Source organism: Kitasatospora sp. NBC_00315, from assembly GCF_041435095.1.
Classification (GTDB): domain Bacteria; phylum Actinomycetota; class Actinomycetes; order Streptomycetales; family Streptomycetaceae; genus Kitasatospora.
On the sequence record NZ_CP108025.1, the window covers coordinates 1,826,936 to 1,848,974 of the forward strand.

Annotated in this window: 17 protein-coding genes; 13 read left to right on the plus strand and 4 right to left on the minus strand. The window is 74.0% G+C overall.

All coding sequences use genetic code 11. From position 1 onward, the window contains the following. The first annotated feature begins 1 nt into the window (after window position 1). Entirely contained in the window at window positions 2-424 is a 423-nt protein-coding gene (locus OG823_RS07625; RefSeq protein ID WP_371478590.1) for a MarR family winged helix-turn-helix transcriptional regulator, read from the plus strand. Between the two features lie 58 nt (window positions 425-482). After that, on the plus strand, window positions 483-1,613 hold the full coding sequence (locus OG823_RS07630) for a PP2C family protein-serine/threonine phosphatase (RefSeq protein WP_371478592.1): 1,131 nt from the start codon (window positions 483-485) through the stop codon (window positions 1,611-1,613). A gap of 17 nt (window positions 1,614-1,630) precedes the next feature. Here the strand turns inward: OG823_RS07630 and OG823_RS07635 are convergent, their stop codons facing one another. Then, complete coding sequence (locus tag OG823_RS07635) at window positions 1,631-2,203, minus strand: DUF5994 family protein (protein ID WP_371478594.1); 573 nt, start codon at window positions 2,201-2,203, stop codon at window positions 1,631-1,633. Between the two features lie 265 nt (window positions 2,204-2,468). Between OG823_RS07635 and OG823_RS07640 the strand changes: the two genes are divergently transcribed. The 9 genes from OG823_RS07640 (at window position 2,469) to OG823_RS07680 (ending at window position 13,619) form a co-directional block, all read left to right on the plus strand. After that, complete coding sequence (locus OG823_RS07640) at window positions 2,469-3,002, plus strand: CBS domain-containing protein (RefSeq protein WP_371478595.1); 534 nt, start codon at window positions 2,469-2,471, stop codon at window positions 3,000-3,002. Between the two features lie 449 nt (window positions 3,003-3,451). Beyond that, entirely contained in the window at window positions 3,452-6,223 is a 2,772-nt protein-coding gene (locus OG823_RS07645) for a nitrate- and nitrite sensing domain-containing protein (RefSeq protein ID WP_371478596.1), read from the plus strand. Continuing rightward, window positions 6,220-6,657, plus strand: coding sequence for a roadblock/LC7 domain-containing protein (locus tag OG823_RS07650; RefSeq protein ID WP_371478597.1), 438 nt, complete (start codon window positions 6,220-6,222; stop codon window positions 6,655-6,657). The genes OG823_RS07645 and OG823_RS07650 overlap by 4 nt, the downstream gene beginning before the upstream one ends. Next, window positions 6,654-7,085, plus strand: coding sequence for a DUF742 domain-containing protein (locus OG823_RS07655; protein ID WP_371478598.1), 432 nt, complete (start codon window positions 6,654-6,656; stop codon window positions 7,083-7,085). The genes OG823_RS07650 and OG823_RS07655 overlap by 4 nt, the downstream gene beginning before the upstream one ends. A 5-nt stretch (window positions 7,086-7,090) precedes the next feature. Next, window positions 7,091-7,681, plus strand: coding sequence for an ATP/GTP-binding protein (locus OG823_RS07660; protein WP_371484347.1), 591 nt, complete (start codon window positions 7,091-7,093; stop codon window positions 7,679-7,681). A 54-nt stretch (window positions 7,682-7,735) separates the two neighbouring features. Next, entirely contained in the window at window positions 7,736-8,881 is a 1,146-nt protein-coding gene (locus OG823_RS07665; RefSeq protein ID WP_371478600.1) for an FAD-dependent monooxygenase, read from the plus strand. A 149-nt stretch (window positions 8,882-9,030) separates the two neighbouring features. Then, on the plus strand, window positions 9,031-11,319 hold the full coding sequence (locus OG823_RS07670) for a family 2 encapsulin nanocompartment cargo protein terpene cyclase (RefSeq protein ID WP_371478602.1): 2,289 nt from the start codon (window positions 9,031-9,033) through the stop codon (window positions 11,317-11,319). A 206-nt stretch (window positions 11,320-11,525) separates the two neighbouring features. Continuing rightward, window positions 11,526-12,761 (plus strand): MFS transporter, encoded by a 1,236-nt coding sequence (locus OG823_RS07675; protein WP_371484348.1) that lies wholly within the window; start codon window positions 11,526-11,528, stop codon window positions 12,759-12,761. 123 nt (window positions 12,762-12,884) lie between these two features. Further along, window positions 12,885-13,619: a lysostaphin resistance A-like protein gene (locus tag OG823_RS07680; RefSeq protein ID WP_371478604.1), complete on the plus strand. Its 735-nt coding sequence runs from the start codon at window positions 12,885-12,887 to the stop codon at window positions 13,617-13,619. A gap of 67 nt (window positions 13,620-13,686) precedes the next feature. On the opposite strand, the gene OG823_RS07685 is transcribed toward OG823_RS07680, so the two are convergent. Further along, complete coding sequence (locus OG823_RS07685; RefSeq protein ID WP_371478605.1) at window positions 13,687-15,363, minus strand: alpha/beta hydrolase; 1,677 nt, start codon at window positions 15,361-15,363, stop codon at window positions 13,687-13,689. 306 nt (window positions 15,364-15,669) lie between these two features. On the opposite strand from OG823_RS07685, the gene OG823_RS07690 reads away from it, so the two are divergent. Continuing rightward, window positions 15,670-16,380 (plus strand): TetR/AcrR family transcriptional regulator, encoded by a 711-nt coding sequence (locus OG823_RS07690; RefSeq protein ID WP_371478607.1) that lies wholly within the window; start codon window positions 15,670-15,672, stop codon window positions 16,378-16,380. An 84-nt stretch (window positions 16,381-16,464) separates the two neighbouring features. Here the strand turns inward: OG823_RS07690 and OG823_RS07695 are convergent, their stop codons facing one another. Both OG823_RS07695 and OG823_RS07700 read right to left on the minus strand, forming a co-directional pair. Next, window positions 16,465-19,323 carry a penicillin acylase family protein gene (locus tag OG823_RS07695; protein WP_371478609.1) on the minus strand — a complete coding sequence of 953 codons (2,859 nt, stop codon included), beginning with the start codon at window positions 19,321-19,323 and terminating at the stop codon, window positions 16,465-16,467. A gap of 213 nt (window positions 19,324-19,536) precedes the next feature. Beyond that, window positions 19,537-20,508, minus strand: a complete 972-nt coding sequence (locus tag OG823_RS07700; RefSeq protein WP_371478611.1) for an esterase/lipase family protein — start codon at window positions 20,506-20,508, stop codon at window positions 19,537-19,539. Window positions 20,509-20,786: 278 nt separating this feature from the next. On the opposite strand from OG823_RS07700, the gene OG823_RS07705 reads away from it, so the two are divergent. Beyond that, a complete protein-coding gene (locus OG823_RS07705) occupies window positions 20,787-21,983 on the plus strand; it encodes a GDSL-type esterase/lipase family protein (protein WP_371478613.1) in 1,197 nt (398 codons plus the stop codon). Window positions 21,984-22,039: the final 56 nt, after the last annotated feature.

Genomic DNA, 22,039 nt, shown 5'->3' on the forward strand with positions numbered 1-22,039 from the left:
CATGTCCGGCCGAGAGGCGTCGATCGACACCATCCAGCGCGAGCTGACCGCCTTCGCCCGGCGCGCCCGGCACAAGGCCTCCCAGCTGCACCCCGACCTCTCGCTGGTCACGTACAGCATCCTGGACCTGATGAACGAGCGAGACGGCTGCCGGGCCGCCGACGTGGCCTCGTACTTCATGCTCGACAAGTCGACGGTGAGCCGGCAGGTCGGCGCCCTGGAGAAGCTCGGCCTGCTCGTCCGGGAGACCGATCCCGACGACCAGCGCGGCCAGATCCTGCGCCCCACCCCGGCGGGCCTCGCCCTGCTGCACGAGGCCGCCGAGCAGCGGCGGCTCTCCTTCGCCGACCGGTTCACCGAGTGGGCCGACGAGGACGTCGCCCGGTTCGCCGACTACCTGACCCGCTACGGCGCGGCCGACTGACCCGCGCGGCGCGAGCCGCCGCGTGGCGCGGCGCCCACGCGCGGTGTACAGAAGAAGCGTGCCCCTTCAGCAGAGCCCTGGAGACCATCGCCCGTGGTGGCGGGCCGGCCGCGCACTGCACCTGGTCCCGCTCCTGCTCATCGTGGCCATCACCGTCGTCGACATCCTCTCGCCGCCGGACATCCACCTCGGGCCGCTGCTGATCGTCGCACCGGCCGTCACGGCCTCCTTCGCGGGCCCCCGGGCCACCGGCGTCGTCGGCCTGGTCGCCATCGCCGCCCAGGTGGTGATCGGCCTGCTGCGGGACGGGCTGACCACCTCCAACCATCTGGCCCAGCTCGCCGCTCTCGTCGTGGTGACGGCCTTCGTGGTCGCCCTGCGCGCGCTGCGCGACCGCCACGAGCGGGAGCTGGTCCAGGTCCGTACGGTGTCCGAGGCCGCCCAACGCGTCCTGCTGCGACCGCTGCCCGCCAGGGTGGGACCGCTGAGCCTGGCCCACGTCTACCTCGCCGCGGAGGAGGAGGCCCAGGTCGGCGGCGACCTGTACGCGATCGCCCGGACGGCCGGCGGGACACGCCTGCTGGTCGGCGACGTCCGGGGGAAGGGGCTGGCCTCGCTCGGCGACGCCGCCCTGCTGCTCGGCGCCTTCCGGGCCGCCGCCCATCTGCACACCACCCTGCCCGAGCTGGCCCGCTACCTGGACGGCAGCATCTGCTGGGATCTCTCCCGGCCCACCGAGGCCGACGACCCGGGCGAGTCCTTCATCACCGCGGTGATCCTCGACTTCCCGGACGACGACGCGGTGATCCACATGATCGACTGCGGCCATCCCCCGCCGCTGCTGCTGCACGGGAGCGCCGTGACCGCGCTGACCACGCTCCGGCCGGCGCCGCCACTGGGCCTCGGCGAGCTGGCCCCCGCCGACTACGTGGTGGAGACCCGGCCGTTCCGGGCCGGCGACCGCCTGCTGGTCTACACCGACGGCGTGATCGAGGCCCGCGACGCCCGGCGCCGGTTCTACCCGCTCGACGAGCGGATCACGGCGTGGGCGGCCGAGCACCCGGACGGCCTGCTCCGGCAGCTGCGCCGCGACCTGCTCGCCCACGTCGGCGGGCGGCTGGACGACGACGCCGCGATGGTCGCCGTCGAGCGGCTCGCCGACGTGGCGCCCGGGGCCGACCGGGCCTGACCCCGCCGGGCCCCGCGCTATCCGCCGAGCGGCGGCATCGGCGGCAGCGGCGGGAGGGGCTGCGGCCACGGGGTGGACCGGCTCCCGCCCGCGGCGCGCTCCGGCCGCCGCACGCCGGTGGGCACCGGCGCGGCGAGCAGCCGGGCCGCCGAGGTGCTGTTGCCCCGGCGGGCGGCCGAGGCCATGGCGGTACGGGCGAGCGCCGGGTGGGTGTGCGGCGGCACGACCAGGAGCAGGAAGTGATCCTGGTGGCCACCGCCGACGCCGATGGTGTGGGTGCTGGACGAGAAGCAGTTGACGCGCACCACCCGCCCGTCCACGGTGACCCGGCCGGGCACGTCTCCCCAGGCCGAGCGCTCCACGCCGACGTGCAGGATCGGACCGACCCGGCGTCGCAGGACGGCGACCAGAGCGGGCAGCTCGCGCTCCAGGCGGCGCGAGCGCGGCCACCAGGCGCCGTCGAACATCCCGGTGTGGGAGAGCGAGGGGTCGAGCACGAGGCGGGGCACCCCGGGACCGGTGGGAGCGGTCGGGCCCAGCAGGCCCGGAGTCTTGAAGAGCGGATGCTCGAAAGCACGGTCGGTGGCCACGGCCTGCCCGTCCCCGGCTCTCCACGAGCCGGTTGACTGTCCGAGACCGACGCCGGTCCGGATGCCGGCGCTGCTCGATGTCCTCGGTACGTCAACTCTACTGCCGGAGGGGGCCGATCCGGCCGGTCCACGGGAGTCCGGGGGCCGCGGTGCCGGAGTAGGCTGGCAGTACCGAAGGCACTCCGCATGCCGGCACGCCCGGCGCACCTCCGGGGAACGACGACGCCGGCTCCACGCGAGTGGCACCGGGGACTGGTCGGCGGCCATGACTGCGACCTCGGACACCACCCCGACCACCTTCGAGCCGCGGACGCCGCACGCGCCGCCCTCGCCGCCCGGATGGGAACGTCCGCTCCCGGTACTCGCCCCGACCGCGTCGACGGCCTCGGTCCGCCGGCCCGTCCCGGCCGGGGCCGACGCCACGGTCGCCCGCCTGATGGGCCCGGTGGGACTCCAGCTCAGCGACGACGTCCTGGTGGACACCGCCATCGCGGTGATGTGCGGCGCCCGGGTGGACCGGCTGGTGACGCGTGATCACGACGGCCGCTGCAGCGGGATGCTGACCAGTGCACAGCTCCGGCCCTACCGTGGCCGCACCTGGTACCGGGAGCACCTCGCCGTCCGCGACATCGTCCACGACGGCGGCCCGTACGCCCTGGCCGGCATGCCCGCCGGCACCGCCGAGAACGCGATGTCGGTGCGCGGCCTGGCGGCGTGGCCGGTGGTCGACTCCGACGGGTACCTGATCGGCGTGATCGCCCGCAGGACGCTCGCGCCCGAGAGCGCGGAGCGGGCCTGACCGGTCCCCGCGGGCCTGCGGCGGTCCCCGAGGGCCTGCGGCGGGCGCCGGACGCCCCACCGGCGTGCGCGTCGCGCCCGGGTACGCGCGGGCGTGCGCGCCGCCCGTGTCCACCGGCCGTGACAAGCGTCGCGACCGGATCGGAGCTCGTGCCCGAACCATGGAGATGACCTGGAGGAACACCCCCCCGCTCGTCCACAACGCGGGCGCGCTTTCACTCCCGTAACACAGTATGACTAGTATCGCTCCGTCAAAAGTCATACTCCAGACGGCCGGCCCCGACCCGGGCCGCCGCCTCCCCCGAGGAGAATGCTCTGCGCGCGCGTGCGAATCGGCGGACCGCTACACCTGGTCAGGGGGCGGCCGCGGGGCCGCCGCGTACCAGAGGCGGCCGATCCAGTAAAAAGCCCCCCCGGCTGTCCCTGCGAACGGCACTGCTCGTCCTCGCGGTGGTGCCGGGTATCGCGCTCGCCGCGCTCTGGGCGGTGACCAGCGGTCAGACCGTCTTCGACTTCCAGCGACAGGCCGGCCAGGGCCTGCTCGCCCAGAAGGCCGGCCAGCCCTCCAACATCGTCTACTACAACCTGCAGGAGGAGCGCCGGCTCAGCGCCGAGGCGCTCGCCGACCCGGGCGCGCCGACCGATGCCCTGCGCGCCCAGCGGCAGAAGACCGACGAGGCGGTCCGGACCTTCCAGGCCCTCTCCGAGGACGTCGCCGCGGACGCCCCCGCCGAGGTGCGCTCGGCCGTGTTCCAGGCCCGCCAGGCGATGACCCAGCTCGACGCGGAGCGCGCCGGCGTGGACCACGGCACCGCCGAGCAACAGGCGGTGTACACCTACTACACCGACCTCATCTCGGTGGACCTCTCGCTCTTCACGGCGCTCAGCCACGTCGACAACGGTGAGATGACGTACATCTCCCGCGTCCTGGTCGACGCCTTCTGGGCGAAGGAGATGCTGGCCCGCGAGGACGCCGTGCTGGCCCGCGGCTGGCAGTCCGGCAAGCTGAGCATGCAGGACCTCCAACTGGTCCAGCAGTCCATCGGCAACCAGGGGTTCCTCTACGGCACGAAGGTCGGACCCTACCTTCCGGCCGGCGAGGCACCCGCCTACCAGGCGCTGATCAACAGCGACAGCTGGCAGGCCAAGGCGACGGTCGAGCAGTCGCTGACCCGCCCGACCGCCGCCGACGGCGCGGGCAACGTCAGGCTCCCGCCGCTCCACGACCAGTGGCGCCAGGCCGTCGACAAGGTCAACCCCCAGCTGATGAAGATCATGGAGACCCGTACCGCGGGCGTGGTCGACGTCGGCAAGTCGAGCATCCTGGGGCTGCTCCTCAAGGTGGCGCTGACCAGTGCCGTCGGCCTGATCGCGGTCATCGCGGTGATCCTGACCACCTGGCGGCTGACCCGCTCGCTGCGTCGCCGGATCCTCGAACTGCAGGCCCAGGCACAGGAGCTGGAGCGCACCCTGCCCGAGGTGGTGGAACGCCTCGGCCGCGGCGAGCAGGTCGACGTGGAGGCCGAGAGCCGGGCCGTCAGCGAGGGCGCCGGGACCACCTCGGGTGACGAGCTCGGCCAGCTCGGCCACGCGCTCAACTCCGCGCGCACCAGCGCGCTGGAGACGGCCGTGCGCCAGGCCGACCAGTACCGGGGCTTCGAGCGGCTGCTGCAGCGCATCGCCCGCCGCACCCAGCTGCTGATCGGCCTCCAGCTCAAGAAGCTGGACGAGCTGGAGCGCCGCCACGAGGACCCGGAGGTCCTGGAGGGGCTCTTCGACCTCGACCACCTCACCGCCCGACTGCGCCGATACGAGGAGAACCTGGTGATTCTCGCCGGCGGGCAGCCCCAGCGCCGCTGGCGCAAGCCCGTCCCCCTGCTCGACGTGCTGCGCTCCGCCCAGGGCGAGGTCCAGGACTACCGCCGGATCATGCTGGACGTCGAGGGCAGCCCGTGGCTGTCCGAGCGGGCGGTCGGCCCGGTGGCGCACGTGCTCGCCGAGCTGATGGAGAACGCGGCGACCTTCTCCCGGCCGCCCACACCGGTGGAGGTGCGGGCCGCGATCGTCGGCCGTGGCCTGGCCATCGAGGTCGAGGACCGGGGCCTGGGCATGGATCCGGAGCAGTTCGCGGCGGCCAACGAACTGATGAGCCGTCCGCCCCGGATGGACGTGCTGGCCAAGGCCGACGACATCCGCCTCGGCTTCTACGTGGTGGCCCGGCTCGCGGCCAACGCCGGCCTGCGGGTGGAGTTCCGCCCCTCCGCGTTCGGCGGGACCAGGGCCGTGGTGCTCGTCCCGGCCGAGCTGGTCGCCGACGGGGATCCCGGCTACGACGCGGTGGAGCCGGTCGAGCCGATCCCGCTGCCCGTCCGGACCCGGGGCCGCGAGCTTCCCGGCGCCCCGGCCGCGCTGCCCGTCGCCGAGCCGCTGGCGTCCGTGGTGGCGCTGCCGGAGTACGCGGGCACCGGGTACCCGAGCGCCGAGTACCCCACCGCCGAGTACCCGGGCACGGAGTACCCGGGCACCGAGCGCCCCGCCACCGAGTACGCCGCCCCCGAGTACGCCGGGGCCCCGTTCACCGGAGCCGACCACCGCGCCCCCGGTTTCGCGGAGCCCCCGTACGCCGAGGCGGAGTTCGCGGAGGCGCAGTTCGCGGAGGCCGAGTACACCGAGGCCCGGTACACCGAGACCGGCCTCCGGGCCCCCGCGCACCGCCCGGCCCCGTACGCGGCGTCGCCGTACCCGGCCGAGGACCGGCACACCGCCGCCTTCCGGGCCGCGGGCCGCCAGGGCGGCTACCTCGGCGAGGAGCACCGCGCCCCCGAGCAGCCGTACGCCGGCGAGCCCGCCCGCCCGGCCGCCCGCCCCTCCTGGGCCGCCCCCGAGTCGTACGGCGGCGAGGGGCTGGTGGAGGACGAGAAGCCGCTGCCGAAGCGGGTGCGCCAGGCCAACCTGGCGGCCGAACTCCGGCTGCCACCGCCCGTGCAGGGAACGGCCCCGCAGGCCCCGGCCGCCGAGGACGACCCCTTCCGGCGGCCCGCCGCCCCGCGCCGCTCCGGCGCGGCGATCGGTGCCTTCCAGCGCCAGTCGCGGGTCGCGCGCAGCCAGGGCGAGCCGGACCAAGGACACCAGCAGCACCCCGCACCTCCCGCCCAGATCCCCTCCCCCTGGGACGGGCAGCAGGCGGATCCCCTCTCCCCTAGGACGGAAGACCGGACATGACGCGCACCATCGCCACTCACCAGGATCTGGACTGGCTGCTGGACGGACTCGTCGACTCGGTGGCCGGCACCAGGCACGCCGTTCTGCTCTCCGACGACGGCCTGGTGGTCAGCCACTCCCGGAGCATCGACCGCTCGGACGCCGAGCGCCTGGCCGCCGTCGCCACCGGCCAGCAGAGCCTGGCCCGCGGCGTCGGGCAGCTCTTCGACGGCGGCCAGGTCCACCAGGTGATCGTCGAGCTGGCCGACCTCTGGCTGTTCATCATCGCCGCGGCCCAGGGCACCCACCTCGCGGTGGTCGCCTCCCAGGAGGTCGACGCCGAGGTCATGTCGATGGCCATGCACACGCTGGTCCAGCAGGTCGGCCAGAAGCTCGCCACCCCCACCCGCTCCAGTGAGTTCGACGCGTTCGCCGCCCGGGGTGGACGAGGGTGAGGCCGCACTGGAGCGACGAGGAGGAGGACGACGAGGATCTGTCGGGCACCATGGTGCGCCCGTACACGATCACCCGGGGCCGGACCGCCCCGGAGCGCGACGACCTCACCCTCATCACCGTGCTGACGACCGTCCAGGACGGCGGCCGCGCGGAGTTCGGGCGGACGGGTTTCGACCGCGCCGCCCGGACCCCGCGCGGGCTCCAGCCGGAACACCGGCTCATCCTCGACCGCTGCCGCCGGCCGGCCGCGGTGGCCGAGGTGGCCGCCGATCTCAACCTGCCGGTATCGGTGACCAAGATCCTGCTGGGCGACCTGATCGCCCAGGGCCTGCTGCTGGCCCGCGCGCCGCTCTCGGTGGCGGTGGCCGGCGGCGGAGTGGACCTCGGCCTGCTCAGGGCCGTTCGCGAAGGACTCCGGAGACTGTGAACACCATGACAATCGGGACGAACGGTCAGACCGCACCCGCCGCCGTCAAGATCCTGATCGCCGGCGGGTTCGGCGTGGGCAAGACCACCCTGGTCGGCGCCGTCAGCGAGGTGCCGCCGCTGCGCACCGAGGAGTACCTGACCAAGGCCAGCGTCGGCGTCGACGACCTGAGCGGTGTGGACAACAAGAGCACCACCACGGTGGCCCTGGACTTCGGCCGGATCACCGTCAGCAGCGAGCTGGTGGTGTACCTGTTCGGCACGCCGGGCCAGGAGCGCTTCTGGTTCATGTGGAACGACCTGGTCAACGGCGCGCTCGGCGGGATCGTCATCGTCGACACCCGCCGGGTGGAGAGCAGCTTCGCGTCCATCGACTTCTTCGAGAGCCGGGGCATCCCCTTCGTGGTCGCGATCAACTGCTTCCACGGCCGCAACACCCGTACGGCGGAGGAGATCAGGGGCGCGCTGGACCTCGACCCGCAGGTCCCGATGCTGCTCGGCGACGTCCGCGAGCGGGCGTTCGGCCGCGATCTGCTGCTCGCGCTGGTCGACCACCTGATGACCCTGCCCGCCCCGCTGGCCGCACCGGTCGGCTGACCCGCCCCGCGTCCTCCCCCCGGCCGACCCACCACCTTTTTGGAGACCTCCGTCATGTCCTCACCCCTGCGCGTCCTGATCCACGGCGGCGGCATCGGCGGCCTGACCCTGGCCACCGCGCTGGCCCGGCGCGGCCACCAGGTCGACGTCGCCGAGCTCCGCGAGGAGCTGGACGCCCTCGGCGTCGGCATCATCCAGCCCTCGAACGCGCTGCACGTGATGCGCGAGATCGGCGTACTGGCCGAGTGCCTGGAGGCGGGCTTCGAGTGGGAGGTGCTGACCATCTGCGACCCCGCCGGCGCCCCCCTCGCCAAGATCCCGCAGCCTCGGATGGCCGACGCCCCCTCGAACAACGGCATCCCCCGCCCGGCGCTGGCCAAGGTGCTCGGCCGGGCCGCCGCCGAGGCGGGCGCGAAGATCCGCTTCGGCACCACCGTCACCGCTCTCACCGACGACGGCGAGGGTGTCGACGTCACCCTCTCCGACGGCACCGAGGGCCGCTGGGACCTGGTGGTCGGCTTCGACGGCATCGGCTCCCCGCTGCGCCGGCGGCTGTACGGCGACCGCTTCGAGCCGCAGTACACCGGCTTCGCCAACTGGCGGGTGACGGTGCCGCGCCAGGCCGAGGTGCAGGGCGTGGTGATGAGCGCGGGCAACCGCAACGCCAAGGCGCTGCTGACCCCGATCACCGACGACCTGATGTACCTGGGAACGGTGTTCGCCGAGGCCGAGGACTTCCGCCCGGACCCGGCGCGCGCCCACGAGCAGCTCGCCGAGCGGCTCACCGCGTTCTCCGGCCCGGTCGCCGAGGCGCTCACCCACGTCACGGACCCGGCCGCGGTGGTCTACTCGCGGATCTCCCAGGTCACCGTCGAGGACGCCTGGCACGTCGGCCGGGTGGTGCTGGCCGGCGACGCCGCGCACGCCAGCACCCCGCACCTGGCCCAGGGCGCGGCGATGGCCGTGGAGGACGCCCTGGTGCTGGCCGAGAGCCTGGACGCGGCGCTGGCGGCCGGGGAGGGCGTGGACGCGGCCCTGGACGCCTGGGAGGCCCGCCGCCGTCCCCGGGCGATGTGGGTGCAGAGCCTGTCCCGGGCCATCCTGAAGCAGGAGACCGGCAGCCCGACCACCCCCGAGGAGGACGAGCTGCTGAAGGTCGGCATCCCGGGCGCGGCGCACTTCCTCGTACGCCCGTACTGATTCCGACCTGTTCGACCTGGTGGGGCCCCGTCGCCTGACGGGGCCCCATTTTTGTCTGCTGATATGACTGTTTCGGTTACCGGATACGCCGCCGGGACCCCGGGTAATGCTGAGCCGAACGGATGACACGGCATCAGAAACGGCACTCAATGAACCAGCCCGACACGGCACCCGAAGGCACCGGGGCCGCCAGGCCGCAGCCCTTCCAGCTCCCCGACTTCTACCTCCCGCACCCCGCCCGGCTGAACCCGCACGTCGAGTCCGCCCGCACCCACACCCGGGCCTGGGCACGCTCGATGGGCATGCTGGAGGGCTCCGGCGTCTGGGAGGAGGAGGACCTCGAGGCCCACGACTACGCCCTGTTGTGCGCCTACACCCACCCCGACTGCGACGCCGCCGAACTCGCCCTGGTGACGGACTGGTACGTGTGGGTGTTCTTCTTCGACGACCACTTCCTGGAGATCTTCAAACGGACCCAGGACCGGGCCGGCGGCAAGGCCTATCTGGACCGGCTGCCGGCCTTCATGCCGCTGGATCCCGGGGCCGTGGTCCCGGCGCCGACCAACCCGGTGGAGGCCGGCCTGGCGGATCTCTGGGCGCGTACCGTGCCCGGCATGTCCGAGGACTGGCGGGCCCGTTTCGCGGAGAGCACCGAGCACCTGCTCAACGAGTCGCTCTGGGAGCTCTCGAACATCAACGCCGGCCGGACGCCCAACCCGGTCGAGTACATCGAGATGCGCCGCAAGGTCGGCGGCGCGCCCTGGTCGGCGGGCCTGATCGAACACGCGGTGGGGGCCGAGGTGCCGGCCGTGATCGCGGCGTCGAGGCCGATGAGGGTGCTCAAGGACACCTTCTCGGACGGCGTCCACCTGCGCAACGACCTGTTCTCCTACCAGCGGGAGACCGAGGAGGAGGGCGAGCGCAGCAACGGCGTGCTGGTGCTGGAGACCTTCCTCGGCATCGGCACCCAGGAGGCCGCCGACGCCGTCAACGACCTGCTGACCTCACGCCTGCACCAGTTCGAGAACACCGTGCTGACCGAACTCGCGCCGCTGTTCGCCGAGTACCGCCTCGACCCGCACGCGTGCGCGCAGGTGCTGGCCTACGTCAAGGGCCTGCAGGACTGGCAGTCCGGCGGGCACGAGTGGCACATGCGCTCCAGCCGCTACATGAACGGCGGCGGCGAGGGTGCCTCGCCAGCCACCTGGTCGCCGTTCGGCGCCGGGGCGCTCGGCATGTCGGCGGCGGATCTCTCCCGGCTCGGCGCGCTGGTCGGCCCGGCCCGCGCGCGCAGCTTCAGCCACGTCCCCCACCGGCCGGTCGGGCCCTCGCTGCTGCCCGAGTTCGAGATGCCGTTCGCGCTGCGACTCAGTCCGCACCTGGACGCCTCGCGCCGCAACACCGTCGCCTGGTGCCGCGACATGGGCATGCTCGGGCCGCAGCCCGGCGTACCCGGCTCGCACGTCTGGGACGAGAAGCGGGCCGCCGACATCGACCTCCCGCTCTGCTCGGCCGGCATCCACCCGGACGCCTCGCTCGCGGAACTCGACCTGACCTCGGGCTGGCTGGCCTGGGGCACCTACGGCGACGACTACTACCCGGTGGTGTTCGGCCGCACCCGGGACCTGGCCGGGGCCAAGGCCTGCAACGAGCGGCTCTCGCTGTTCATGCCGCTGGACGGCGCCACCGCGCCCGTCCCCGTGAACGCGCTGGAACGCGGCCTGGCGGACCTCTGGACGCGGACGGCCGGCCCGATGGCGCACGACGCCCGGCGCGGCTTCCGCACCGCGGTGGACGACATGATCGAGAGCTGGCTCTGGGAGCTGGCCAACCAGGCGCAGAACCGGATCCCGGACCCGGTGGACTACCTGGAGATGCGCCGGATGACCTTCGGTTCGGACCTGACGATGAGTCTGTGCCGGATCGGCCACGGCCGGCAGGTCCCGCCGGAGGTCTACCGCAGCGGGCCGATGCGGTCGCTGGAGAACTCGGCGGCGGACTACGCCTGCCTGATCAACGACCTGTTCTCGTACCAGAAGGAGATCGAGTACGAGGGCGAGGTGCACAACGCCGTCCTGGTGGTGCAGAACTTCTTCGACTGCGACTACCCGACCGCCGTCGCCGTGGTCGACGACCTGATGAAGTCCAGGATGCGGCAGTTCCAGCATGTGGTCGCCCACGAACTGCCGGTCCTGTACGACGACTTCGACCTGAGCCCGGAGGCCAGGAGGGTACTCGACGGTTACGTGCAGGAACTGCGGGACTGGATGTCCGGCATTCTCAACTGGCACCGGAACTGCTTCCGCTACCAGGAAGAGGCACTGAGCCACGGGGGCCTGCCGCAGCACGGCGACCCGGGGGCGCTCGTGCCGACCGGGCCGAGCGGTCTGGGCACCTCAGCCGCCCGGTTCGCCGCGCTGGCGGGCCGGTTGGGGTAGCCGGCGGGGGGCCGCCGGGGTGGGCGGCGCGGGCCGCGGGCGGGCGGCGGGGCCGGTCGGATCGTCCGACCGGCCCCGCCGCACGCCCGGCAGCGGGAGGCCGGTCCGGTGAACGTGCCCCTACTGTTCACCACGTGACACCACATTGGTATGACAGATGGGTTATGTGTATACATCTCGCTATCCTGACCGCCCATTGACGGAGAATCACCGTGTCCTCTCCCCCCGCCGTCGCGCCTGCCGTCCCCACCGCGTCGGCCGCCCCCGCGGCCCCCCCTGCGTCCAGGTTCCAGGCTCCGGTGCTGATGGCCGGCAGCTGCCTGCCGATCCTCGGAGCGGTGCTGATCGCGCCGGTCCTGCCCAAGATGCAGGACCACTTCGCCTCGACCGCCGGCGCGGACGCGCTCGTCCCGATGGCCCTGACCATCCCGGCGCTCGCGCTGGCCCTGCTGGCCCCCTTCGCGGGCATGCTGGTCGACCGGCTCGGCCGCAAGCGGCTGCTGGTCGGCGCCTCCCTCGTGTACGCGCCGATCGGCACGGCGCCGCTGTGGCTCGACTCGCTGGGCTCGATCGTCGCCGCCCGCGCGCTGCTGGGTGTGGTCGAAGCGGTCATCATGACCTGCTGCACCACCCTGATCGGCGACTACTACGACGGCAAGCAGCGGGAGCGCTACCTCGCCCTGCAGGCCGTCTGCAGCGCCCTGTCCGCCACCGCCTTCTTCGCCGTCGGCGGGGCGATCGGCTCGGCCGGCTGGCGCGCGCCGTTCTGGGCCTACGCGGTCAGCCTGCTGCTGGCGCCGCTGATGGCCGCCGTCCTGGTCGTGCCCCGCCGTACCGAACCGCAGGGCGCCGAGGCGGCCGAGGCCGGCCGGCCATTCCCCTGGCGCCGGCTGGCCGCGCCCTGCGCGCTCACCTTCTTCGGCGCGGTCGTCTTCTACACCGTGCCCGTGGAGATGTCCTACCTGCTGGACGACATCGGGGTGAAGGCGACCGCCACGATCGGCATCGCGAGCGCGACGGCCAGCGTGGCCACCGTGATCGGCGCATTCACCTTCACCCGGCTGGCCGACCGGGCCGAGCGGCTGCTGCCCGCCGTGCTGACGCTGTGCGCGGCCGGCTTCACCGTGATGTGGCTCGCCGACGGCACCGTGCTCCTGGTGGTGGGCGCCGTGGTCAACTGCCTCGGCGGCGGCATGCTGCTGCCGACCCTGCTGACCCGGGCGATGGCCCTGCTGGACTTCGCCGACCGGGGCCGCGGCACCGGTCTCTGGAACGCCGCCTTCTTCTTCGGCGAGTTCGTCTGCCCCCTGATCCTGCTCGGCGTCTCGCACGCGGTGGGCGGCCTGGCGGGCGCGGTCGGCCTGCTCGGCGCGGCCACCCTGGTACTGGCCGCCGTACTGCGGTTCACCCGGCGCCCGGCGGCGGCGCTGCCGTCCGCCTGACCTCCCCCGAGGGCCGGCCGGGCTCCCGCACGGATCCCGGCCGGCCCGCGCCGCCCCCGGCACGCCCTCGGGCGATCGCGCCGCCCAGCACCGAGGATGGGGGGAGGCCATGAGGAGGCACCTGTGGAGCAGGGGAACAGCGGGCCGGCCGGCGGCCGGATCGACGTGCGCAGCGCGGTGGCCGCCACCGTCCTGCTGCTGGTCGCGGCCAACGTCCTCAACAACCGGATCGCGCCCTCGGCCTACCTGATCACGGCGCCGGTGACGGCCGCGCTGCTGCTGCTCCTGCTGCGCCTGGCCGGTGGTACCTGGGCCGACGCCGGGCTGGACCGGGCCGGCTGGGGGCGCGGCGCGCGGTGGGCCGCCGTCCTGATCGCCCTGGTGGCGGCGGTCTACCTGGCGGGAGCCCTGTTCCCGCCGACCCGGGGCCTGTTCGCCGACCGCCGGACGCAGGGCGACGGCGCGGGCACCGTCGCCTTCGAGGTGCTGGTGAGGCTGCCGCTCGGCACCGTGCTGCTGGAGGAGCTGGCCTTCCGGGGCGTGCTGTACGGGCTGCTGTGGAAGGGCTGGGGCGTCAAGGTCGCCACGATCGGCTCCTCGGTCCTCTTCGGGCTCTGGCACGTGCTGCCCTCGCTGCACCTGGGCGAGGACAAGCCCGCGCTGGGCTCACTGTTCGGGCACTCCGTCGTGGGGGTGGTCGTGGTGGAGGCCGGCACCGTCCTGTTCACCGGCCTGGCCGGAGTGCTCTTCTGCGAGCTGCGCCGGCGCAGCGGCAGCCTGCTGGCCCCGGCCGGACTGCACTGGGCGACCAACGCGCTGGGGATCGTGACGGCCTTCGCCCTGCGCTCGCTGACCTGAGCCCGGCGGGCGGGCGGGAGGTGCCGGCCGGGGCCCGGTCCGGGCGCCGGGGCGGGACCCGGGCCGGTCAGCGCGCCATCAGTTCCGCCAGCCGCGTGGTGTCGGCGGCCGTCCAGCCCGGCGGCGCGGCGATCGCGGCCCAGGCGTCGGTGGGCAGCGTCCCGTACCGGTGGCCGAAGCCGGCCGGCACGTCGTTGGCTCCGGCCAGGTCGCAGGCGACCTGCCAGAAGGTGACGACGGGGTACCAGCGCATCGCCGGGGAGACGTCCGCGGCGCGCGGGTCGTCGAGCCACTCCGGTCTGCTCAGGAGCATGCCGGGGCTCCACCAGACGATCGGGTCCGAGCCGTTCTGCAGGTAGACGACCCGGGTGCCGTCCCAGGGCTGCGCCGGGAGCTCCAGGTCGGCCGGCACCTGGGCGAAGCGCACCGAACGGCCATTCTCGAAGACCGGGCGCCAGACCGGGCTGCCCTGCTGCCGGTCGTCGGTGACCCGGCGCCAGATCGGGTTGTCGAAGGTCGGGCCGACCAGCAGGGCGCCTTCGGTCTCGGCCGCCAACCGGTCGAGCCGCCCGTCGAAGGCCTTCTCGGTGGCGAACGACCCCAGGCTCTCCCCGTAGACCACCAGGCGCGGGCGGTCTCCGGCGGGGAGCGTCGCCCACTTGGCGTGCACCGCGTCGAACAGGGCCCGGCCGGCGTCGGTGGCCTCGTCCTCGGTCAGCACCGAGACCCAGCTCGGCAGGTAGGAGTACTGGATGGCCACCATCGCGCTGTCCCCGGCGTACATGTACTCCAGCGGCGTGCTGGCCTGCGCGTTGATCCAGCCGCTGCCGGTGGTGGCCATCACGGCGAGGATGCTGCGGCGGAAGCCTCCGGTGCGCTCCAGCTCGGCGACGGCCAGGTCGGCCCGCCCCTGCAGGGTGTCGGCCGACCGCAGTCCGACGTAGACCCGGACCGGGTCCTGGGCCTGGCGGCCGGCGAACGCGGACAGTTCGGCCTCGGTCGCGGCGGTGCCGACGAAGTCCCGGCCCTTGGAGCCGAGGCTCTCCCAGGACTCCAGCGAGGCGGGGCTGCCCGAGAGCGTGGGCAGCTGCGGCCGGACGATCCCGGCGGTGGTGCCCTGGTCGGTGAGCGAGGCGGCGCGCTCGACCACGTCCAGCACCCCGGAGAGCAGGAAGCCCTGGACGAAGCCGACCACCAGGAAGGCCACCACCGCGACGCCCGCGCCGAGCGCGAGGCGCGCCGGGACCACCCGCCCCAGCGCGCGCCCGACCACCCGGGTGGCGAGCCGCAGCACCCGGGCCACCAGCACGATCAGCGCGCCGGTCAGCAGCGCGGCCAGGGGCACCAGCGACCACCGCCACCAGGAGATCTCCGGGGGCAGCGACACGGCCCGCCGGACCTCCCCCTGCCAGCGCACGCTCCAGGCGGTCACCGCCACCACGAGCACCGCGCCGACCACCGCGAGCACCGCCCAGGCCGTCCGGCGGACCCGGGGCCCCGGCCGGGCCCCGAGCCTGCGGGCGATCGCGGCGACCAGGGCCCCGGCCCCGTACCCGATCGCGGCCGTCACCCCCGCCTCGACACCCTGCAGCCACCAGGAGCGGGGCAGCATGGAGGGGGTGAGGGACAGGTAGTAGAAGAGGACCGCGCCGGCCACCGCACCCCACCCGGGCCGGCCCCTGACCACCGGGCGGTCGCCGGTGTGCTCGCCGAGCCGAGTGCCGAACCGTGACCACGCCCGCACGTCCCGCTCCTCTTCCGTCCGGCTGCCCCGCTCTTCGACAATCGACCTATGTTCCGCCTGACGCCCCGTTGATCCGGGTTCATCGGGTGTGCGGCGATTTCGTGTCCTGCGGCGGCACGGCCGTTCGTGTCCTGCGGCGGCACGGGCGGCGGCCACCGGATCGGCGGTCCGGGGCTCACGCCGAAGTCGAGGCCGTCGACAGCCGGTTCGTCGGGAGGGGTGATCCGGAGCAGGCGCTCCGATGCCCTACTCACAAGTAAGTTTACTACTCGGTAAGTTCGGGGCCGGGTTGGATACCCTTGCACGATGGATCCGCAGACCGGCCGCAAGCGGCTACCCCGCAAGGTCCGCGAACAGCAGATGCTCGACGCCGCCGTGCAGGTGTTCTCCCGGCGCGGCTTCCACGCCGCCTCGATGGACGAGGTCGCCGAGCACGCCCGGGTGTCCAAGCCCCTGCTGTACCTGTACCTGGGCTCCAAGGAGGAGATCTTCTCCGCGTGCATCGCCCGGGAGGCCGACCGCCTGGTCAACGCCATCGGCGCGGCCACGCCGGCCGACGGTGGTGACCCGGCCGAGCAGCTCTGGGACGGGTTGACCGCCTTCCTCACCCACGTCGCGGAGAACCGCGCCGGCTGGGTGGTCCTCTACCGGCAGGCCCGCAGCCGGAGCGACTCGCTCGCCGCCCAGGTCGCCCGGGCCAGGGCGGAGATCGTCGACACCGTCACCGGACTCGTCCGCCAGGCCATGGAGCCGTCCGGGCGCGGCATCGCCGGCGGCGACTACGCCGCGCTGCGCAGGGAGTCCGCGGCCGTCGCGCACGCGCTGGTCGGCGCCGCCGACGCGCTGGCCGAGTGGGCGCTCGCGGTGCCCGGCGAGCAGCCTCGGGCCACCGCCCGCCGACTGATGGACCTGGTCTGGATCGGCCTGGAGCGGCGGGCCAAGGGTGAGGGCTTCCACCCGCCCGGTGAGCCGGAGGGCGGCGAATCGGTCGCCGACCGGCTCCGGGCGAACCCCTGAGCGGACCGCGGAGCGCAGCAGCGGGCCGGCCGGGACCGGTCCCCACCTGGGTGGGGCCCGGTCCCGGCCGACGGACCGGAGCGGTCAGCGGTGGCTCTGGAACTGCACCACCTGCTGGTAGGTCGGCCGGTTCTGCCAGGTCGTCTTGGCGTCCGTGACCCCGCCCAGCGGACGCTGGATGATGGTGTCGGCGCACCACTGGTCACCCGCCGAGCAGTCCGCGTCGCCCGGGTAGACCTGGGCCGGGGTCTGCGCGGCGGCCTGGCCGAGGCTGGTCAGCACGGCCTGGCGGCAGGCGGCCGGGTCGCCGCCGCCGCAGAACGGACGAGCCAGCGGGCCGGCCACGTGCTCGCCGAGAACGGCCCGCAGATCCTTGTCGACATAGCTCCACCAGCCGTACTGGAACGCCGAGCCCTTGTGCGGCACGGACTCGTTGGCGGAGACCGCGCCACCGGCGACCGGCCCGGTCTGGCCGCCCGACGGGGATTCGTTGATCTGCAGCGCGCCGGTCAGCGCGGCGAACAGCCCGTCGCCCATGCCGGGTCGGAACTCGGCCTGGGCGAGCAGGGGCCACCAGGCGTCCAGGATCCGGATCGCGTCCGCGTCGGCGTAGGTGTGGCTGCCCGCCGAGGTCTCCCGGCGCCGGTCGCCCGCCGCCTGCCAGGACGTCAGCTTCTGGACGGCCGCGGCCTGCGCCGGATCGGTGACCGGCGCGCCCCCGATCACCCGGAGCAGCTCCGGCAGCACGTCCTCGGCCCGCAGGTCGGCCACCGCCGCGCCCTCCATCGCCTGCACCAGGGCGACCCGGCCGACCTTGGCGCCACTGCCGACCAGGGCCTTCACCCGGTCGTCCAGCAGATCGCCCCGGTGCACCGAGCCGTTCCCGAAGCCGGCCGGCGCGACACCGCCGGCCTGCTTGTTGTTCCAGGAGATGTAGTAGTCCTGGTCGACCGACTGCGGATGCTCGGCCGGCGGCGTGTAGCGGGCCGTGTTGGCCGCCGGGTCGAAGCCCTGCCACTCGTAGGCCGGCTGGGCGAGCACCGGCAGGCCCGGGTCGACCCCGTCGGCGCGTACGGGGTTGCTGCCGGAGTTGTAGTACGCGGTGTGGGCGGAGTCGGCGTAGAACCAGTTGAAGGTGTAGTTGATGTTCTGCGCGGCCTGCTGGAAGCTCGCCGGATCGTGCACCGCGCCGGGGTCGTTGAGCATCTGGAAGCCGACGATGGAGTCCGCCTCGTGCCGGTAGGTGGAGCGCAGCGAGGTGAACGCGACGGGCCTGCCGCCGACCGTGCCGCGGGCCGACACCAGCCCGTACGCGGTCCGGTTCATCACCAGGGTGTAGGAGCCGGCGGCGGTGGCGTCGGCGGTGGTCGGGGACCACGAGTTCTTCCGCTCCAGGCGCTCCATCGGCGTGCAGGCGCCGTGCAGCAGGTAGGCGTCGGCCGCGAGGGTGACGGGCGAGCCGTCGGGGGTGCACAGCGGTACGGCGTAGGTGTCGGTGATGTCCTGGCCGGCCGAGGTGGCGCTCCACGCGTAGTCCTGGCCGCGGCCGAGCTCGACGTAGAAGCTGAGCCCGGCGAAGGCGGCCCCCCGGGCACTGATGCCGGGGCCCTGGATCTCCTCCAGCATCAGCAGCTGGGGGGCGAAGTAGCCGGTCTGCGGTCCGAAGACGGCGACCGGGTGCCCGTCGTCGGTGTACCTGCCGGACACCACGAGGGCGTTGGACATACCGTGCCTGGCGGTCAGCAGGTTGCCCGGCAGGACGCCCGGGGACGCGGTGGGCGCCACCGAGGCGCCGGTGCCGGTGGCGTCCTCGATCATCGGCTCGGGGACGACCGAGCCGGCGTCCGGGATCGCGGCGCCCTGCGGGTTCGCGGGCGGCTGGGCGTACGGGAAGCGCTGTCCGTCGTGCAGGGTCTGCACCGCCTCGGGGTCGTCGGCCTCGCGCAGCGAGGACCACAGGGCGTCACCGGCGGCCGTGCCGTAGCGCGCCTCCGCGGCCGACCTGACCTGGGCGGAGGCGAGTTCACCGCCGCCGCCCGAACCGAACAGGGCGCCGATCACGGCGGCCAGCGCGACCAGGTCGGTGAGCTCGAAGTGGTCGATGCCGCCCGCGTTGGTGAACCAGTCGATGTGGCCGGTGAGATCGTACTCACCGGGGAACGTACGGGCCTGGTAGACCTTGTCGATGTAGGTGTTGATGCCGTCCAGGTAGGCCCCCGCGTCGGCCAGCGCCTGCTGCGCCCTGGGGCCGGTGCCGAAGGCGCCGTCGATCTGCTGCTGGAGCTCTGCCTCGGTGTACGGCGCGGCCTGCCAGAAACTCTGCTCCAGCTGACGGTTGGCGGCGGCTCCGCCCGCGAACCCGGAGAGTTGGCCCCGGCCGACGTGGCGGAACAGGTCCATCACCCAGAGCCGGTCCTGGGCGGCGGCGTACCCGGCGCCGTACTCGGTGCCGTAGCGGGTGGTGCCGGTGATGTGCGGGACGCCGGTGGCCTTGTCGCGGACGATGGTGACGTCCGGCCGGGGGCTGGTGCTGCTGGCCACCTGGGCGGCCGGCACGCCGAAGGAGGAGTCGTTGAAGAAGCTCCCCAGCTGGGCCGTGGTCAGGCCCGGGTAGGCCTGGGCGAGGGCGGCGTACGGGCCGAGCTGGTCGTCGGTGTGGGCGGGGCGGGTACCGAAGGCGCGGTTGCCGAGGATGTCCGCCAGGGTGGCGTTGCCGTTCTCGCCGGGCGGCAGGATGTCGTTGCAGCGGCCGCCGCAGTAGTCGGGCGCCGGGGCCGCGGCGGCGCCGGCCGTGGGGGCCGGGGCGGCGAGCGCGACGACCGTGGCGGCGACCGCCAGGAGGGCGGCGGCGCGCAGCCGCAGGCGGGCGGCCCGCGCGCGGGGCGGGGTCGGGCGGGGCGGGGTCGGGCGGGGCTCGGTCGGGTGGGTTGTCCTCGGCTGCATTCCTGCTCCTCGCGGCGCACTTCAGGACGGTTCGGCGGCGCCTTCGCGCTCGGGACGGGGCGTCCCGTGCGGGCGCCCGTCGGCGAGCCCCGGGCGGGCCTCCATGGGAGTGGGGCCCATGGAGGCCCGGGTGGGGGCGGGTGGGGGTCGGGTGAGTGCCGGGTGGGGTGGGTGAGGGTGGCCCGGGCCGGGAGCGGCCCGGACCCTGAGCGGTCAGCCGGTCAGGTTGGCCCAGCAGTCGGCCTCGCCGACGTGCGCCGGGTCCAGCGCGTGCCGGACCTCGTGCAGCACGACCGGGTCGACGGCCATCAGCACGTGGTCCGGGCTGTTCGCCGCACAGAGGTCCTGCACCAGCACGTTGTGCACGTCGGGACCGGTCAGTTCCTGGGTCCGATAGGGCGTCACCACCTCGTCGTAGCGGGTGATGATGTTCGTGTAGGAGACTCCGGGCATGGTGTCGCCGCCCGCGTCGAGCCGGGTCAGGACGTCCGAACCGACGACCTGGTCCGTGCAGGCGGGGCAGGCCGATCCGATGATGTCCAGCGCGCCGGGGATCGACCGGGCCAGCACGGCCAGACCGTCGAGGGTGGTGCCGTGGCTGCTCGGCGCGATGCCCACCAGGGTGTGCACCTTGGCCGCGCCGCCGTCGAACTTCAGGTAGTAGCGCGGCAGCAGACCACCGCCCTGGCTGTGGCCGACCAGGTCGGCCTTTCCCGCGGCGGTGGCGGCCAGCACCCCGTCCACGAAGGTGGCGAGCTGTCGGGCCGAGTCCGGAACGGGCCCGATCGCCCGCAGGATCGGAACGCCGGGCTGCTCACCGTACGTCAGGGCGAACACGCAGTACCCGTCGGCCTTCAGCGCGGGGGCGATGGTCAGCCAGTTGACCGAGCCGTCGGCGAAGGTCCCGTGCACCAGCACGACCGGCCGGGGGTGGGCCGGACTCGGCTTGCAGTTCCAGTCGTTGGCGCCGGGGACGAGAGGGGCGGCGAGCGCCTTGGCGGCGGTCACCGGATCGGTCCCGGCCGAGACGGCGGCGGCGGGGGCGACGGCGCCGTGGGCGGGGACGGCTCCGACCAGGGCGCCGGCGAGCAGGGTGCAGCCGGCGAGCAGCCGGGCGAGGGGGCGCCCGGAGCCGGATCCGACGGAGCCGGGTCTGCGGGAGGGGTGGCGTGCGGTTCTGGGCATGACTGTCCTTCGGGTGGGGGATCGAGGCATGCATGCACTCCGAGGCGGAAAAGCGCCTACGCATCGGTAAGTTACCCAGGAGTCAGAACCTTGGCCAGACTTCGCGCACGGCTTTTGCCGCGTCCATCTCAAGTCCGCGAGGGCCGGCCCGACCCGCCGGGCCGGACCCGCCCTTCCGCTCCGGCGTGCCCGGACGAAAGGATGAGCACCGGGTGGGAACGCTCCCATCCGGAGGTGGACCGCACCGGCAGCCCCTGCCCACCGAAGGAGAGAACCCGATGACCACGCACCTCACCAGCGCGATCACCACCGCGATCACCACCGAGGGCCCCGTCGCCGTCCGCGGCGCGCTCGACCTGGAGCGCACCCCGGACGGGTTGCAGCCGCACCGGCTGCCCCCCGCCGCCCGCGCGCAGTTCCCCGACGAGTACATCGGCATGGTCGAGGCCCAGCCCTGCGGCGTCCGGCTCGCGTTCCGCACCGCGTCGGCCACCGTGGAGCTGGAGGCCCGTCCGACCAGGATCGTCTGGTCGGACGGCTCGCGGGGCCCCGACGGCGTCTACGACCTGCTCGTCGACGGCCGGCCGGTGCGGCGCGCCGGCGTCGTCGGCGGCGGGGACGTCATGGCGGTGGACGCGGACGGCCGCACGCGGACCACCCCCGGGCCGGCCGGCCGGGCGCGCTTCACCGGCCTCGGCGAGGCGATGAAGGACGTCGAGATCTGGCTGCCGCACGCCGAGCGCACCGAGCTGATCGCCCTGCACACCGATGCGCCCGTGCACTCCCCCGCACCCGCCGCCGGCCCGGTCTGGCTGCACCACGGCAGCTCGATCAGCCACTGCACCGAGGCGGACGGCCCCACCGACACCTGGCCGGCCGTCGCCGCCGCCCGAACCGGCGTCCAGCTGGTCAATCTGGGACTGGGTGGCAACGCCCTGCTCGACCCGTTCACCGCCCGCGCCATCCGGGACACCCCGGCCGACCTGATCAGCCTCAAGCTGGGCATCAACCTGGTCAACACCGACGCGTTCCGGCTGCGGGCCTTCGGGCCGGCCGTGCACGGCTTCCTGGACACCGTCCGGGACGGCCACCCGGACACCCCGCTGCTGGTGGTCTCCCCCATCCTCTGCCCGGCCGTGGAGGACTCCCCCGGCCCCACCGTCGCCGACCCGGACTCCCCCACCCTGCGGTTCGTCACCCTCGGCACCCCCGCCGACCTCGCGACCGGCCGGCTCAGCCTCAACGTGATCCGCCGGGAGCTGTCCGCCATCGTGGCGAGCCGCGCGCGGCACGACCGCCACCTGCACTACCTGGACGGCCGCGAGCTCTACGGGCTCCGGGACTTCGCCGAGCTGCCGCTGCCGGACGGCCTGCACCCCGACACGGCGGGCTACCGCCTGATGGGCGAACGCTTCGCGAGCCTCGCCTTCGGCCCCGGTCGCGCGTTCGCGCGGACGCCCGCCCCGGCCCGCTGAGGTGCGGGGCCGCGCCCCCGGAGGGCTCGCCCCGCGGGCGGCGCGGCGTCCGGCAG

What these genes read in the sequence shown, in the direction of transcription:
- OG823_RS07625 (WP_371478590.1), top strand. Translation starts at nt 2, where the DNA reads ATGTCCGGCCGAGAGGCGTCGATCGACACCATCCAGCGCGAGCTGACC.
- OG823_RS07670 (WP_371478602.1), top strand. Translation starts at nt 9,031, where the DNA reads ATGAACCAGCCCGACACGGCACCCGAAGGCACCGGGGCCGCCAGGCCG.
- OG823_RS07690 (WP_371478607.1), top strand. Translation starts at nt 15,670, where the DNA reads ATGGATCCGCAGACCGGCCGCAAGCGGCTACCCCGCAAGGTCCGCGAA.
- OG823_RS07705 (WP_371478613.1), top strand. Translation starts at nt 20,787, where the DNA reads ATGACCACGCACCTCACCAGCGCGATCACCACCGCGATCACCACCGAG.
- OG823_RS07650 (WP_371478597.1), top strand. Translation starts at nt 6,220, where the DNA reads ATGACGCGCACCATCGCCACTCACCAGGATCTGGACTGGCTGCTGGAC.
- OG823_RS07640 (WP_371478595.1), top strand. Translation starts at nt 2,469, where the DNA reads ATGACTGCGACCTCGGACACCACCCCGACCACCTTCGAGCCGCGGACG.
- OG823_RS07665 (WP_371478600.1), top strand. Translation starts at nt 7,736, where the DNA reads ATGTCCTCACCCCTGCGCGTCCTGATCCACGGCGGCGGCATCGGCGGC.
- OG823_RS07695 (WP_371478609.1), bottom strand. Translation starts at nt 19,323, where the DNA reads ATGCAGCCGAGGACAACCCACCCGACCGAGCCCCGCCCGACCCCGCCC.
- OG823_RS07660 (WP_371484347.1), top strand. Translation starts at nt 7,091, where the DNA reads ATGACAATCGGGACGAACGGTCAGACCGCACCCGCCGCCGTCAAGATC.
- OG823_RS07700 (WP_371478611.1), bottom strand. Translation starts at nt 20,508, where the DNA reads ATGCCCAGAACCGCACGCCACCCCTCCCGCAGACCCGGCTCCGTCGGA.